This is a genomic window from Natrinema sp. CGMCC1.2065 (genome assembly GCF_051225675.1).
Lineage (GTDB): Archaea > Halobacteriota > Halobacteria > Halobacteriales > Natrialbaceae > Natrinema > Natrinema thermotolerans.
Window position 1 is genome coordinate 109,587 of record NZ_JBPJSJ010000007.1, and the last position, 14,817, is coordinate 124,403.

The 14,817-nt window shown below is 66.6% G+C and carries 19 protein-coding genes; 7 read left to right on the plus strand and 12 right to left on the minus strand.

Translation table 11 applies throughout. The features are described 5' to 3' along the window. Positions 1–80: 80 nt before the first annotated feature. Positions 81–2,006 carry an aldehyde ferredoxin oxidoreductase family protein gene (locus tag ACSBP4_RS09545; protein ID WP_373631339.1) on the plus strand — a complete coding sequence of 642 codons (1,926 nt, stop codon included), beginning with the start codon at positions 81–83 and terminating at the stop codon, positions 2,004–2,006. Positions 2,007–2,207: 201 nt separating this feature from the next. On the opposite strand, the gene ACSBP4_RS09550 is transcribed toward ACSBP4_RS09545, so the two are convergent. Next, on the minus strand, positions 2,208–2,606 hold the full coding sequence (locus tag ACSBP4_RS09550; RefSeq protein WP_435552076.1) for a helix-turn-helix domain-containing protein: 399 nt from the start codon (positions 2,604–2,606) through the stop codon (positions 2,208–2,210). 142 nt (positions 2,607–2,748) lie between these two features. Here ACSBP4_RS09550 and ACSBP4_RS09555 point away from each other — a divergent pair, with 142 nt between their 5' ends. Beyond that, positions 2,749–3,408 carry a helix-turn-helix domain-containing protein gene (locus tag ACSBP4_RS09555; protein WP_006650183.1) on the plus strand — a complete coding sequence of 220 codons (660 nt, stop codon included), beginning with the start codon at positions 2,749–2,751 and terminating at the stop codon, positions 3,406–3,408. Between the two features lie 174 nt (positions 3,409–3,582). Next, positions 3,583–3,732 carry a DUF7560 family zinc ribbon protein gene (locus ACSBP4_RS09560; RefSeq protein ID WP_006181366.1) on the plus strand — a complete coding sequence of 50 codons (150 nt, stop codon included), beginning with the start codon at positions 3,583–3,585 and terminating at the stop codon, positions 3,730–3,732. 37 nt (positions 3,733–3,769) lie between these two features. On the opposite strand, the gene ACSBP4_RS09565 is transcribed toward ACSBP4_RS09560, so the two are convergent. From ACSBP4_RS09565 to ACSBP4_RS09615, 11 genes are all read right to left on the minus strand, one after another. Beyond that, positions 3,770–4,222: a pyridoxamine 5'-phosphate oxidase family protein gene (locus tag ACSBP4_RS09565; RefSeq protein ID WP_006181365.1), complete on the minus strand. Its 453-nt coding sequence runs from the start codon at positions 4,220–4,222 to the stop codon at positions 3,770–3,772. 104 nt (positions 4,223–4,326) lie between these two features. Further along, complete coding sequence (locus tag ACSBP4_RS09570; RefSeq protein ID WP_373631338.1) at positions 4,327–4,698, minus strand: hypothetical protein; 372 nt, start codon at positions 4,696–4,698, stop codon at positions 4,327–4,329. Further along, positions 4,699–4,959 carry a hypothetical protein gene (locus ACSBP4_RS09575; RefSeq protein WP_006650185.1) on the minus strand — a complete coding sequence of 87 codons (261 nt, stop codon included), beginning with the start codon at positions 4,957–4,959 and terminating at the stop codon, positions 4,699–4,701. A gap of 50 nt (positions 4,960–5,009) precedes the next feature. After that, positions 5,010–5,330, minus strand: coding sequence for an AzlD family protein (locus tag ACSBP4_RS09580; protein WP_006181362.1), 321 nt, complete (start codon positions 5,328–5,330; stop codon positions 5,010–5,012). Further along, the gene (locus ACSBP4_RS09585; RefSeq protein WP_049964955.1) at positions 5,320–6,102 is read right to left on the minus strand and encodes an AzlC family ABC transporter permease; all 783 of its coding nucleotides are present in this window, start codon (positions 6,100–6,102) and stop codon (positions 5,320–5,322) included. The genes ACSBP4_RS09580 and ACSBP4_RS09585 overlap by 11 nt, the downstream gene beginning before the upstream one ends. 82 nt (positions 6,103–6,184) lie before the next feature. Further along, entirely contained in the window at positions 6,185–6,394 is a 210-nt protein-coding gene (locus tag ACSBP4_RS09590) for a hypothetical protein (protein ID WP_006650188.1), read from the minus strand. A gap of 69 nt (positions 6,395–6,463) precedes the next feature. After that, positions 6,464–6,742 (minus strand): ubiquitin-like small modifier protein 1, encoded by a 279-nt coding sequence (locus tag ACSBP4_RS09595; protein WP_006181359.1) that lies wholly within the window; start codon positions 6,740–6,742, stop codon positions 6,464–6,466. 68 nt (positions 6,743–6,810) lie between these two features. Next, complete coding sequence (locus tag ACSBP4_RS09600; protein WP_435552077.1) at positions 6,811–7,161, minus strand: hypothetical protein; 351 nt, start codon at positions 7,159–7,161, stop codon at positions 6,811–6,813. 67 nt (positions 7,162–7,228) lie between these two features. Further along, positions 7,229–7,615, minus strand: coding sequence for a hypothetical protein (locus ACSBP4_RS09605; RefSeq protein WP_006650190.1), 387 nt, complete (start codon positions 7,613–7,615; stop codon positions 7,229–7,231). A 94-nt stretch (positions 7,616–7,709) separates the two neighbouring features. Continuing rightward, positions 7,710–8,273, minus strand: coding sequence for a PadR family transcriptional regulator (locus ACSBP4_RS09610; protein ID WP_435552078.1), 564 nt, complete (start codon positions 8,271–8,273; stop codon positions 7,710–7,712). A 92-nt stretch (positions 8,274–8,365) separates the two neighbouring features. Then, positions 8,366–9,223: a GNAT family N-acetyltransferase gene (locus ACSBP4_RS09615; protein WP_049964954.1), complete on the minus strand. Its 858-nt coding sequence runs from the start codon at positions 9,221–9,223 to the stop codon at positions 8,366–8,368. A 1,113-nt stretch (positions 9,224–10,336) separates the two neighbouring features. Here ACSBP4_RS09615 and ACSBP4_RS09620 point away from each other — a divergent pair. From ACSBP4_RS09620 to dpsA, 4 genes are all read left to right on the plus strand, one after another. Then, the gene (locus ACSBP4_RS09620) at positions 10,337–11,293 is read left to right on the plus strand and encodes a VOC family protein (protein WP_435552079.1); all 957 of its coding nucleotides are present in this window, start codon (positions 10,337–10,339) and stop codon (positions 11,291–11,293) included. A gap of 666 nt (positions 11,294–11,959) precedes the next feature. Beyond that, on the plus strand, positions 11,960–12,424 hold the full coding sequence (locus ACSBP4_RS09625) for a response regulator (RefSeq protein WP_006650194.1): 465 nt from the start codon (positions 11,960–11,962) through the stop codon (positions 12,422–12,424). Next, positions 12,421–14,100, plus strand: a complete 1,680-nt coding sequence (locus tag ACSBP4_RS09630) for a bacterio-opsin activator domain-containing protein (RefSeq protein WP_435552080.1) — start codon at positions 12,421–12,423, stop codon at positions 14,098–14,100. The genes ACSBP4_RS09625 and ACSBP4_RS09630 overlap by 4 nt, the downstream gene beginning before the upstream one ends. Positions 14,101–14,249: 149 nt before the next feature. Beyond that, on the plus strand, positions 14,250–14,795 hold the full coding sequence (dpsA, locus tag ACSBP4_RS09635) for a DNA starvation/stationary phase protection protein DpsA (protein ID WP_435552081.1): 546 nt from the start codon (positions 14,250–14,252) through the stop codon (positions 14,793–14,795). The last annotated feature ends 22 nt before the right edge of the window (positions 14,796–14,817 follow it).

Here is a 14,817-nt window from a genome sequence, read left to right on the forward strand (position 1 = left end):
GATCGGATAACCGAACCCGGTTACGTTTGACTGTCAACAACTAACGTGCTGGGCGTCGTAGCTAACACGGAACGGTTACCATGACTGAACTCGGCGGATTTCAAGACAGGGTCGCCCGCATCGATCTCTCGGACGGGGAAGTCGCATACGAGTCGATCGACGACGAAGATGCAAAGCAGTATATCGGTGCGCGGGGGCTTGGGGTAAAGTACGTCTTCGACCAGGGTCCGGACGTCGATCCGCTCGGACCCGACAACCTGCTGGCCTTCATGAACGGGCCGCTATCGGGCACGCAGGTAACGATGAGCGGCCGGATCGCTATCTGTACCAAATCGCCGCTGACCGGTACAGTTACCGACAGCCACCACGGCGGCTGGTCCGGCGCTCGGCTCAAGTGGTCCGGCTTCGACGGCCTGTGTTTCGAAGGTGAGGCCGACGAACCGGTCTACGCCTTCGTCGAGGACGGCGAAGTCGAACTGCGCGACGCCTCCCACCTCTGGGGCGAGGGCTTCCACGACACGCGCGATGCCATCGAGGAGGAAGTCGAGGGGTCCTACGGCAAGAACCTCTCGATCATGGGGATCGGCCCCGGCGGCGAGAACGGCGTCAAGTACGCCTCCATTATGAACGAGGACGACCGGGCCTCCGGCCGCGGCGGCACCGGCTGTGTCATGGGGTCGAAGAACCTCAAGGCAGTCGTCGTCAAGTCCTCGACGAAGATGCCGAAGCCGGCCGACCCGGAGACGTTCAAGGAGGGCCACCAACAGGCCATGCAGGCCATCCAGGAATCGGAGGTCACCGCGCCCAACGAGGGCGGCCTCTCGATGTACGGCACCAACGTCCTGATGAACATCGGCGAGGAGATGGACGGCCTCCCGACCAAAAACGGGAAATACACCTCGACCAAGAGCATGCGCGAGGCCGAAGGCGTCGACATCGACGCCGAACGGGTCTCCGGCGAGAACGTCCGCGAGAACATCCTCGTCGACGAGCCGACGTGTCACTCCTGTCCCGTCGCCTGCAAGAAGGAAGTCGAGGTGACGACGATGCACAAGGGCGAGGAGATGAACGTCCGCACCGAGTCCTACGAGTACGAGTCGGCCTACGCGCTCGGCCCGAACTCCGGCCACACCGACCGCGACAAGATCGCGCTCATGCTCGAGCGCTGTAACGACATGGGCATCGACACCATCGACGCGGGCAACATGATGGCGATGGCCATGGAGATGACCGAGGAGGGCAAACTCGAGGGCGTCGGCGAACTCGAGTGGGGCGACACCGAGACGATGATCGACATGATCGAGCGCATCGCCCACCGCGAGGACGACTTCGGCGACCTGCTCGCGGAGGGACCGCGCCGCGTCGCCGAGGCGAAAGACGCCCACGACAACTCGCTGGCGGTCAAAGGCCAGACCATCGCGGCCTACGACCCGCGCTGCATGAAGGGGATGGGCATCGGCTACGCCACCTCGAACCGCGGGGCCTGCCATCTGCGCGGGTACACCCCCGCAGCCGAAATCCTCGGGATCCCCGAGAAGGTCGACCCCTACGAGTACGAGGGCAAGGGCGAACTCACTGCCCAGTTCCAGGACCTCCACGCCATCAGTGACTCCTTCGACATCTGCAAGTTCAACGCCTTCGCGGAGGGCATCGAGGAGTACGTCCTGCAGTACAACGGGATGACCGGCCGCGACGTCGGCGAGGAGGAACTGCTCGAGGCCGGCGAGCGCATCTACAACTTAGAGCGCTACTACAACAACCTCAACGGCTTCGACGGCTCCGACGACTCCCTACCCGCGCGCTTCCTCGAGGACGGCATCCGCGGGCAGGGTGCAAGCGAGGGCGAGTACTGCGAACTCGAGGAGATGAAAGAAGAGTACTACGACCACCGCGGCTGGGTCGACGGGGTCGTCCCCGACGAGAAACTCGACGAACTCGGCATCGACCTCGGCCCCGGCACCGGCGTCAGCGGCGAGGGCGGTGCGGCGGTCTCGAGCGACGACTGAGCGGGACCGTCGGATCGTTTTCGCGCTCGAGACGGCGTGTCCGGAAGGTTGTCGGTCGCCCTACCGACCGCTGTCGTCCGATCCGAGCAGTAGACGACGGCAGCGATGCGACGAGAAGGAATCTATCGACGAACGGTGTCGACTCGAGCGAGATCCACTACGGCTGCGGGTGAGACGGCGAGCGCGGTACGGACGTCCGGCTCAGTCATCGGCGACCGCTGGCGTCGACCCGTAGCTCGACTGGGCGTCCGGGTCGGCATCGGGCTTGGTCAGTTCGATCTCGAACCCGTCGTCGCCGACGGAGACGCGGACGTCGTCGAAGTTCTTGGCGTACTCGGTCGCGTGCTTGCCGGTGGTGTTGATCCGGACCTGCTCCTCGACCAGGTCGGCGTCGGTCAGCAGTTCGACCTTTCGGTAGGCGGTCGACATCGGGATGTCACAGCGGTCGGAGAGCTCCGTCGCGGTCAGTGCCTCCTCGGTCGTCGCCTCGAGGATGGCTCGACAGGCGTCGTCGTCGAGGGCGGCCAATACGGCCTGCGTGTCGACGGGTTCGTCGCGGTGCCAGCCTCGCTTCCGGGCGTCGGAGTTCGTAGCGGACATCTGTTACACCTCATCGTATCCACCGAGCCCCCTCCAAACGAGTCCCAATAAATACAGGGCCCTTTATATCGGGTCGGATACGGTCGGCGGGGTCACAGCGCGGACACAGGGTTTAGGGGGCCGGCCCCCCGAATACCGGGCGATGGCTTCGGGGATTCGCGCGGAGATAAAGATCGACGACCCGCCGGACTGCGTCGTCGCGCAGGCCGCCGCGGCGACCAGTGGGCGGGTCCACTCGGTTTCCAAAAGCACCAGCCCGTCCGCGCCAGAGCGCGTGACCGAGGAGTTCATGCTCGAGGCCGACGACTACCCCGAGGAGTTCGACGTCGACGCCGAGATCGAGTCGATCTTCTCCTACGGCTCGAGCGAGGTCTACCGGTTCGAGCGCGAGCTGGGCCAGGGCTGTCCCTGCGAGTGTATCGAGGGCCACGACTGTCCGGTCGTCGACGTCCGGGCACACGGCAGCGCGTTGTATCTCACGTTCCACACCCCGGACATGCACGTCCTGCAGGCGGTCATCGGCGACCTGCGCGAGCGGTATTCGGGGCTCGACGTCCAGCGACTGCTCCAGTCCCAGCAGGACCACGACGAGCGACACCTCGTCTTCGTCGACCGGAGTACGCTGACCGACCGCCAGACCGAGGTGTTGGAGACGGCTCACCGGATGGGCTACTTCGAACACCCAAAGCGGGCCAACGCCGGCGAGGTCGCCACGGAACTCGGGATTACCAGTACGACGTTTACCGAACACCTCGCGGCGGCCCAGACGAAACTCCTCGATGCGATCCTCGACCATGAGTGACCGACGACGCGTCGGTCGTCGGTCGGGACAACGGGACGAGGACGGCGGCTGCTGACTCGAACCGTATGAACGTAACGGGACCTACAGGCCGGTGGCACCGAACCGCAACCCTATATATACTGGACGTACAGCTATACGGTAGACAACCGACGGTTCACGCGAGTTTCCCCCGACATGAGTAGATACGAGTTCACGTGCCCCGAGTGCGGGCAGGAGATCGAGGTCAACGAATCGATGCGCGAGGCCACGCTCACACACGGCTGTCCGGTCTGTGGGGCGTCGGTCTCGTCGGCGGACTTCGTCGCAGAACAGCAGACGAACTAGACTCGCTCCGAGTCGGCACTGGCCCGATCGCCCGCTCTTACTCCTCTCGATCGACTTCGGTTCGCCGTCCCGCCAGCGTTGCGGGCACGAGGCGGTAGAGTTCGATGTCGAGTGCGTCCTTCCCTTCGGCCCAGATTTCGAACAGCGGCCGCTTCGCGTCGCCGTACTGGGCGATCTGGTCCGGCGTCAGCTCCGCGGGCTCGATGCTTTGTAGTTCGCCGGTCGCGATGACGCTCCGGTAGGTCGAACCGGCTTCGTCGTAGACGACGAGTCGCCCTGCGGGCGTAGATTCGAGGAACTGCCGCTTCTCGCTGTCGGGCGTCGATACCATCCGCATGTAGAACTCCCGGGCGTCGTCGTCGTAGCCGTACGAGATCGGAATCGCGTACGGGTCGTCCGTCCGCGCGAGCGACAACACCCCCGTCTCGTGACGACTGAGGAAGTCGTCGATCTCCGCGTCGGTCATCTCGGTTTCCTGGTCGATAGCCATCGTCTGGGTGGTTCTTCAAAGGTGAAACACGATCTTTATAGTTGCCATCGACCGCGAGCGGCCGCGGCGCGACCGCGACGCCCTCGAGGGGACGCTGACCGCCGCTACTCGTCGTCTTCCGGCGTGGCGATGACCACCGGCTCGCGGATCTCGAGGGCCGTCTCGAACTCCGCCTCGCGGTCGGTTCGTCGGCCGATCCGCAGGAGTTGCTCCTCGTGTGCGCGACGAACGGCCGACAGTTCGCGATCGGTTAGTCCGATCTCCTCGCCGATCCCCTCCCAGTGGCCCCAACCGACCAGGAAGGCCTCGAGATCGTCGTCGGCGTAGCATCGCTCGAACTCCCGGCGGTACCGCTCGCGGTCGGGGCCCACCCTCGCCTGCGCCCGCTCGATGAGATCCGGCAGTCGGGTCGCCGGGACGCTCGCCTTCGCGGCCGTCAGCAGGAGGACCTGCCCTTCGATCGGTTCGCCCGCCATCTATCCGCCCGCGCGCATCGCCTTCTGTGCGAACTGCTCGACCAGCGGCTCGAGGGTCTCCTCGTCGCCCTCGAAGACGATCGTCACCTCGGTCAGTTGCAGCGACGGGCCGACGCCGACCCGTTCCGACGAGAACGTCGCCGTCCAGTCCTCGCCCTCGACGGTGTCGTCGGCGACCTGCTCGCCGCCTAAGTTCGTCAGGTAGCGGACGACGAGCCGCTCGGAGATGCCGCGAAAGGACCGTTCGAGACTGGTTACCATACTCCCGGTTCGACGGCCGGACGGATAAATTCGCGTTCAGCGGTAACGGGTTACAGGAGTGCGCGGAACGCGATGACGGCGCCGATTCCGCCACACAGCGACACCAGGATGTTCTCGGTGCGCCACATGATCGCCACCACGACGCCGGCTGCGCCCCACTCCGCGGGCCCGCCCGCCGCCAGCTCCGGCCCGAGGATCGCGATCACGATCGCGCCCGGCAGGACCGAGAGGCCGGCCTCGACTCGATCGCTCACCTCGAGTCGGGAGAGCAGCCAGAAGCCGCCGATTTTCGTGAGGGCGGTCACGATCGCCATCGCGAGGACGACGCCGACGACGAGCGGATCGAGCGCGAGCGGTCCCTCACTCATCATAGCGGACCACCTCGACGGCGGCGGCCGCGAACCCGCCCAGGAGGATGTACCACTGGCCGGACAGTAGGGCGTCGGCGACGACGGCGGTTGCGAGCGCGACGAGCCACGGCACCAGCGTCGCCCGCCCCTCCCAGAGTTCGAGCGCGAGCGCGACGAAGACCGCCGCGAGGACGAAGTCGAGGCCGTACCGGGCCGGGTCGCCGATCACGCCGCCGGCGGCCGCGCCGACGACCGTCGCCGCGACCCAGAAGAGCCACATCACGATCCCGGTCCCCAGCAGGAACGCGCCCCGGCTGCCTCCGTCTTTGAGTTCGCGCATCGTCAGTGCCCAGTTCTCGTCGGCCATCAGTAGGAGGCTACCGTAGCTCCGAAGCGGGGTGAGTCGCTCGAGCCACGGGCGAAGCGCCGCGCCCATCAGCGAGTACCGGAGGTTGATCGCCAGCGTCGCGAGGAGGACGGTCGCAATGGGGATCGGCTCGGTCCAAAGCTCGACGGCGACGATCTGGGCCGCGCCGGCGAGTACCGTCGCACTCATCAGTGCCGCCTCGGCGACGCTCAGGCCCGCCTGGCGCGCGAGCATCCCGAAGGCGATCCCGTAGCCGCCGACGCCGACGGCGATCGGGAGACAGGTCAGGAAGCCGGCGCGGATCCCCTCGCGATCGAACGTGACCGACTCGGCCTCGACCTCGGCGGGTCGGCTCCCGCCGATCGAGTCCGGTGGCGTCTCGCCGGCGGCACCGCGATCCGCGTCACTGCTGTCGGTTTCCGTCACGTTCGACTCGAGTATCACGAGGCCTAAAGCGTTCTCGGAAGCGCTCGCGGAGCGCGGTGTCGGCGGTTCCCACGGCTGTCAGTCACGCACCATAGAGGAGCAATACCAGCGCGACGACGCCCACAGCGAGCCCGTACAGCGGCCCGACGAGGACCGCCAGCGCGGCCGCGGTTACGGCGGCGACGAGACCGAGAAACAGTGACGCCTGCTCGAGCCGTGATCGCGTCCCGTCGCGATCGATGAGCCAGTCGACTCCCAGCTCGAGGACGAGTTCGGCGGCTTCATCGAGCATACGCTGATCGTTTCGATCGACCAACAAAAGCGTCGGGGAAACGCCCCGGATCACCGTCCGATTTTCACCCTACCCGCCGGCGACCGGCGGGAACACCGACACCACGTCGCCCGCTTCGAGCGTCGTGTCGACGCCCTCCATGTGGACCACGTTGCGGCCGTTTTTCAACACGCTCAGTTGCGGCCGAACCTCGCCATCGGCGAGTAGCTGCCCCTCGAGGCCCTCGTACTCGGCCTCGAGGCTCGCGAGGACGTCGCCGACGGTGGCGTCGTCCGCCACGGTTCGCGTTCGCTCCTTCTCGCCGACGGCTTCCCGGAACGTGGCGAAGAATCGGAGATCGATGTCCATACCACGTACTCGCCGTCCAGCGACATAAGTCCGTCCGGTAACGCGGTACCGGGACGCGGCGGCCGTCCTCAGATCGGCTCGACCGTCGGCGACGACGCGTCGTCGTTGGGCTCGGCGTCGGTCCCGGCGAGCGCCGCCTCGATCGCGGCCATTCCTGCCTCGGCCGCCGCGTCGGCATCGTCGGCGTCGACGGTCACCGTCACCTCGACCGCGAGCGCGATCGTGTAGGGATCGAACGGCGCGGTCGGGTGTTCGTACACCTCGGCGTCGGCGATCTCCCAATCGGTCAGCTGGCCCTCCGCAACGAGCGCCTCGAGGGTCTCGGCGAGGTCGGCCTCGGCCTCGTTGCAGGCGGTGGTATCGGATCCCCCATGGAGGGTGAGATGCGTCGTTCCGGCGCGGGAGACGGCGAATGCCATACCGTTTCCTACGCCGTCCTGAAGTTTCAACGCTTGGGGGAAGACGGTTCGAAACGGATCGCTGTCGCTACAGGTCCTGCAGCCGAATGCCGTCCTCGACAAGTCGCGCGTTTCGTTCCCGGTCGAGGTGGTCGGCGAGGTCGTCGTGATCGTACAGCTGGGCGATCACGTCGGCGTACAGCGTCCGCCACGCGATCGCGTAGATCGGCGACTGGCCCCACGCTCGGAGTTCGGGGACGAACGCGTCGTAGGTCTCGTAGCGCTCCTCGAACCGTTCGATGGCCTCGAGTATCCGTCCGGCGGCCTCGCGGTCGTCCGCGGCCTCCTCGCGGACGCGGTTGAGTTGGTCCTCCCAGCCCGCGACGGCCTTGTGCATGTCCGCCGCCGCGCTCTCGTCGTCGTCCGGCAGTCGCTCGAGGATCGGCTCCGGTACGCCAAGGGAAATTTCCTCCATGCGGCGTGATATGGGATCGACTGGCAAGAAGATGGTCCTCCGTCCTCGCGGTGGTGTCGGCGTCCGGCGCTCCGCGAGTACCGACGGGATGGGGTCACGACCGACGCTGTGGCTCGGCCTCCAATTCGTCCCGCAGGTCGGTCAGCCACAGACGGTACGTGTCGATGAGCCGGATCGCGAGATCCTGCAGATCCCGCCGGTACCCGGTCGGCTCCGCCAGCGTCTCTTCGTGAGTCGCTTTGACGTCGTGCCATCGGCTGCGGGCCCGTTCGAACCGATCGATCAACGCAGCGAGCCGGTCGCGCCGTTCGTCGGTCGGGAGGTGATGGAGAAAGCCGATTGTCAGAACGAGTCGCGGGCCGCCCATCGGAATCTCGTCGTCGGGAATCGGCTCGTTCAACAGCGTCCGAAGTCGCTCGCGACCGTCGTCCGTGATCGCGTACTCGGTTTCCCGGTGGCCCGCCGCCGTGACCGACGTGACCGCCGTGACGTGACCCGCCTCCCGGAGCCGCTCGACGGTCGGCTCGAGCGCCCCGTACCCTGCTGTCCAGTATCGACTGAAGTTGTGCCGGAGCCGCTCGCGGACGGTTTCCGTGTCGGCGGGCACCTCCGCGAGTACTCCCAATACGCCGAGTTCGGCGAACTGATTCGGTTCCATGCGTCCGAGTCCACTGTGGCTATGTATAGTGCTACCGCCAAACAGCGTATTCGTCGAGGCCGATGCGTCCGATCGACTCGCTCTCCGGTGTGCTACGGCCAGACCGCCAGCATGACTTCGTCGACGTACTCGCCGTCGAGACAGTACTGCCCTTCGTGGGTTCCCTCCCGCTCCCAGCCGTTCTCCTCGAGGAAGGCGATCGCCCCGTCGTTGGTCGCGGGGACGTGCTGGTAGCACTTCTCGTAGCCCGCGTCGATCGCCCACTCGAGGCCGTATTCGAGCAGTTCTGTGCCGATCCCCTCCCGGCGGTGGTTGGGATCGACGCCGACGGTCACCTCGGCGGTATGACGGAGCGCCCGGCGTTCGGGTGCATCGACGTGGAGCCAGCCGACGACGTCGCCGTCCGTCGACGCGTCCGCGTTTCCGCCGGAATCCGCTTCCGACTCGCCTTCGTCATCGGACGCCGGCTCGAGGATCGCGGTGAAGACGACCCGCGCCCGGTCCTCGTTGGCCCGTACGAGCGCCCGATCGCGCTCGAGGTCGGTCGCGACGTGGTCGGCGACGACGTACGGCCCGTCGGCGGCGACCGTCCGCATCGTCTCGATGATCCCCGCCCGGTCCCGCCCGCGTGCCGGCCGGATGGTGACGCGCCCGTCCTCGCAGTCGAGGTCCGTCGTCGTCGCCGCGAGCGCGACCCGAAGCTTGCCGTCGGTCTCGGTCAGATGTCCCTCCGCCTGCAGTGCCTCGAGACACGTCCGGAGTTCGTCCGGCGTCGGCGGCACCGACTCGGTGTAGGTCCCCGACCGCGCGGGTTTGGAGGTGGCCCGGCCGTCGTCGACCGTGATCGTGCGGGCCAGCTCGTCGCGAGTGACGGCTCCGTTACGCTCGACGTACTCGTAGACGCGCCGCTGGAGGTCGGTCGTGAACGATCCCGTCGGGTCCGGTATCATATCTACGCCCGCGCCGACCGCCGCCATTAGTATGCGATCCGTATCGTCCGCCCCGTGGGACCGCTCGCGGCGACACCGCGAGTTCGATTCCGTTTCGGCCCGTCGATCACCCCGTTCCGTCCGGCCAATCTCCGATTAGGGCCGCTCCGACGCAGTCGATGTCCGTCCAGCCCAGTACTGGAATTGCTATAGCAGCATATGGTTTATAAGATACTGTTCGAACGGACGTTCCCGTTCCGACCCCGGAGCAAGCGACATGCCCGACTCGATTCGACCGATCGTTCCGACCGGCAACTGGGCCGACGATCGGTTCGCCTCCCCCAGCGCCCGGCCCTTGTTTCCATCTCACACGATTATACCGGCCGACGGCACGGCGTCAGTCACGACTGGGGATCCCGTGCCGCGACGGTCTGCTGCAACGCCGCAGTCGAATTCGTCGTCCGTCGGCGATCGAGTTCCACGATACCACCGGGTGGCTCGAGTCGGTGTCGGCCCGTTCGGAGCGGCCGGTTTTCGGGTCGTGACCCAGGGGTTTGAGGCCGGTGACGACGGTTCCCGACCGTCGGACGAGAGCGGATTCCGATCGGACTCGAGCGAGCCGGGTGGCCACGGGAAGTCCGGTCGTCGCCGATCGCTGTCGATGAGTCGCCCGCGATCGGCCGAACGGGTGAGTTGCCGGCCGTCGTCAGGGTCGTGCCCGGGGTGGTCGACTACGGTGATCGGCCGTCGGTTCGAACCTTCCCCGTCGACTGCGGACGCCGTTTCCGGGGCCGTTTCGGCTCGTCGCTACTTGCGGGCGGCGACGATGTCCCCCGGTGGCCGTCCGCTCAGTCCCTGAGTATCGAAGCCCGCGCGGACCGCGACCGGGCTGGGACGCGTCGCTATCGGCACGAGTCCGGTATGTTCGCCGGTCGGCTCGCTCGAGCGATCGCGGTCCGTTCACGCTCGGTCGGTACTCCCCCCTGCTCCCCAGGTATAAATCACATATGGCGATACAGAAACGCGGTTCGGAGCCCGGTCCCGGGCGATGGTGGTGTCAACGAGCCGATCGACGTCCGTCGTCGGCATTTGGCCGAAAGAGCCACTTAGGGGCCTCGAGCCCGTAGGAAACGTATGACTGCGTCTTCGGATCCATCCCCGACGCTTCCGGACGGCACCCGGCTCGGCCGGGCCGCACTGGTGGTCGCCGACCGCACTGCGACCGTCGACTTCTACCGCGACACCGTCGGCCTCCGTGTGGTAGAGCGGGCCGATCGAACGACGACCCTCGGAACCGAGGGGACGGCACTGCTGGTCGTCGGCGAGGACTCGACCGTCGCGTCGCGCGACGAGCGGGCGGCCGGTCTCTATCACACCGCCTTCCGGGTCCCCTCGCGGGCAGCGCTTGCCGCCGCCCTCGAGCGACTCCGGGATGGCTGGACGCTCGAGGGGGCCTCCGATCACGGCATCAGCGAGGCGCTGTACTGTACGGATCCCGCGGGCAACGGAGTCGAGATCTACCGCGACCGGCCCCGAGCGGCGTGGCCGCGGGCCGACGACGGCACCATCCGGGCCGACGGCGCGCCGCTCGACCTCGATGCCCTCGCGGCCGCCGGCGATGCCGGGCCGGCTCCCGCGGGGCCGCAACTGGTCCCCGACGGAACGACGATCGGCCACGTCCATCTCGAGGTGTCCTCGCTCGAGGCGGCGCGGTCGTTCTACGCCGACCGGCTGGGTTTCGACGTGACGATGACGGGCGTGCCCGGCGCGCTGTTTTTCGCTGCCGGGGACTATCACCACCACGTCGGGACGAATACGTGGAACCGCCGGTCGGAGCCGGCCGGCGGGCGGGGACTGGCGTGGTTCGAACTGCTCGTCCCCGGTGAGGGGGCCCTCGAGGCAGTCCGGGAGCGACTCCTCGAGGCCGACGTTTCGATCACTGATCGTGGGGACGGGTTCGAGGTCGTCGATCCTGACGGGACCGCGGTTCGACTCCGACCGGGACCGATAGTAGCCACTGACAGTCAATGCACACCCGATCGCACGACGGCTGTGCGATCGGTGTGTGACTCGTTTCAGTTGTTATTATAACTGGCTGGTGGGGCACTCGAGTGCCACCGTAAGCGACGGCCGATCCTCGCCGACCGTTCGGTCACTCCCATGATGGGTAATACGGACGGAGAGTCTCTCTCGAGAGGGTCCGGCGCTAGGTTTACCCTTCTCGCGGGTCTTTCGAACGGTAGTATGGCTGCTGTCGATCCCTCGTCGGACGCGCTCGCCGCTCGATTGCGGTATCGGGTGGCCGTCGCGACACTCGGCCAGCGGGCGCTCGAGTCGGCCGACCTCGAGGTGCGGACCGAGGAGACCGACGCCGGGATCGAGACCGGTCCCACGTCTTCGTGTCGATGGCGACCCCGACCAGCTTCGGAAGCTGTTCCAGAACCTGCCGGATTCCGCGATTACCTATTCGGGCGAACGAACCCCACGTATATCCGTATTCGCCGAGTACGATGGTCCGAGATGGAAGGTTTCAGTCTGCGATCGGGGATCGGAATCGATCCGAGGGAGACGGATCGTCTCTTCCGGGTGTTCGATCGGCTCCACGGCCGCGAGGAGTACGTCGGCACCGGCGGGGGCTCGCGCCCTGTCGGCGCATCGCCGAGCGCCACGATGGCGCGATCACCGTCGACTCGGAGACGGGCGGGGGAGCAGCGGTCTCCGTCGCGTTACCCACCACACCGAACCACGACTTGAGCGATGACTGAGACAGCACACACCCAGCCCGAGCCGGCCCGAATCCTGCTCGTCGAGGACAATCCCGGCGACGTTCGCCTGACCAAGGAGGCGTTCAAACAGGGTCGCATCGAGAACGACCTGTACGTCGTCTCCGACGGGACCGAGGCGTTGGAGTTCCTTTCCAAGCACGGCGAGTACGCCGATGCCCCCCGTCCGGACCTGATCCTGCTGGATCTCAACCTCCCCGGCAAGGACGGCGAGGACGTCCTCGAGGACCTCAAGGCCGATCCGAAACTGCAATCGATCCCGGTGATCGTGCTGACCAGTTCTCGGGCGGAAGAGGACATCGCCCGGTCCTACGAACTCCACGCGAACGCCTACCTCACGAAGCCGGTCGATCCGGACGAGTTCATCGAGACCGTTCGGGCCTTCGAGAAGTTCTGGTTCTCGGTCGTTCGGCTGCCACCGGAGGTCGATCCCAAATGAGCGAGACCGACACCAGAGCGGCGGGCGACGCGGCCGACGCCCTTCGGGTCCTCCTGATCGAGGACAACCCCGGCGACGCCAGGCTGATCCAGGAGATGCTCCGGGATACCGAGGAACTGGCCCAGCGGGTCAGCCCCGGCGATGCGGCCGGTGGGGCACCGGAAATCGTCCGCGAAACCCGCCTCGAGGACGGGCTCGCGACCGCCGAAACCGAACCGACCGACATCGTCCTGCTCGATCTGAACCTCCCCGACAGCGAGGGGCTCACGACCCTCGAGACGGTCCACGAGGAGACCGGCGAGACGCCGATCGTCGTACTGACGGGGGTTCGCGACCAGCAGGTCGGGGTCAAGGCGATCCAGCGGGGCGCACAGGACTTCCTCGTCAAGGACGAGGTGACCAGCGAACTGCTGGTGCGGACGATCCACCACGCGATCGAGCGTGCCCATCAGGAACGAAAGCGCCGCCAGCAACGCGAGCAACTCGAGGCGCTGAACCGCCTCAACCGGATCGGCCACGACATCAGTCACGCGGTGATCACGACCGAGACGCGCACGGAACTCGAACAGCAGGTCTGTGACCGGCTCGCCGCGGAGGACGCCTACCGGTTCGCGTGGATCGGCGGTGTCAACCCGGGCAGCGACCGCATCGTCCCGAAGGCAGCCGCCGGCGTCGAGGACGGTTACCTCGACGAGATCGACGTCTCCGTCACCGAGGACGACGAGACCGGACGGGGGCCGGCCGGAACGGCCGTCCGGACCGGCGAGGTGCAGGTCATGAACGACGCGCAGGCGGATCCAGGGTTCGGACCGTGGCGGGAGGCCGCACGCTCCCGCGGTTACCGGTCGTCGGCCGCGGTCCCGATCGTCCACGAAGATCTCGTCTACGGCGTGTTGAACGTCTACTCGTCGTCGCCGCGGGCGTTCATGGGGGCCGAGACCGAGGTCCTCGCCCGGACCGGCGACGTCATCGCCCACGCGATCACGGCGATCGAACGCAAGGACGCCCTCGTCAGCGACGCCGTCGTCGAACTCGAGTTCCGCGTCGAGGACATGGCGGAGGAACTGGTCGAACTCTCGGCGGCGGAGTCGTGTACGATCGAGTTCGAACAGCTAGTCGGCGGCGACGAGGCGCTGTTGGCCTACGGCACGGCACGCGGCGTCTCGCAGGAAGCGTTCGAAGACAGCATCGACGACACCGACGGGGTCGGCAACGTTCGGTTCCTCTCGGTCAGGCGCGACGAACTCGAGTTCGAACTCGTCGCTCCGGCGGCGGTGTCGCTGTTCGAGACGATCGCGACCCACGGCGGCCGCGTCGCGTCGGCAACGATCGCCGACGGCGAGTTCCGGTTCGTCGTCGAACTGCCGCGGGGCCGGGACACGCGCCGGATGATCGAACTCATTCAGGACCAGCGCGCCGACGCGACCTACCTCGCCCAGCGGACGACCGAGCGGAGCGACCGCAGCGACGCCGGCCCGTCGTCGGTCCTCGAAGACGAACTGACCGACAAACAGCGGGCGGCCCTCGAGACGGCCTACTTCGCGGGCTACTTCGACTGGCCGCGGGGCAGTACGGGCGAGGAGATCGCCGAACGCCTCGGTATCGCGCCCGCGACCTTCAACCAGCATCTGCGGACGTCCGAGCGGAAGTTCTTCGAGTCGGTATTCGGCGAGTAGCACGACCGAATGCTATCTCGGTGCCAGCCGGTCTCTAGCAGTTCCGTTCTCGGCCCCTGAACCACCGTGTGCCCGCCGCCCGATTTTTAGGCCACACGAAAAAATATAAGATAAGTTATATGAGTGTGGGTGCCCTATAGACTACTGTGATGAACACGCAGCAGACCGTCCAACAGGAAGCCGGTACCGTCGAGGAGAATTCGCTCAGGCTCGAGCCCGAGAAGGCCGAGCAGATCGTCGAGGCGCTCAACCGCGATCTGGCGGACGCGTACGTCCTCTATCACCAGCTCCACAAGCACCACTGGAACGTCGAGGGCGCGGAGTTCCTCGACATTCACGTGTTCCTGCAGGAGGTCTACGAGGACGTCGAGGACGCCGCCGACGAGATCGCCGAGCGACTGCAGGCGCTTGGCGGCGTTCCACACGCGAACATGACGACGCTGGCCGAGAAGGCGACCGTCGAACCCGAAGACGAGGACGTCTACGACATCCGGACGTCGCTTGCCAACGACCTCGAGATGATGGGTGACATCATCGAGAGTACGCGCCAGCACATCGAACTCGCCGAGAACCTCGGCGATCACGCGACCGCCGAACTCCTCCGCGAACAGCTCGTGCCCATCGAGGAACACACCCACCATATCGAACACTACCTCGAGGACGACACGCTGGTCCTCGAGTCGGCGACGAACTGACGGCCGCTCGTGCGGGGCGATC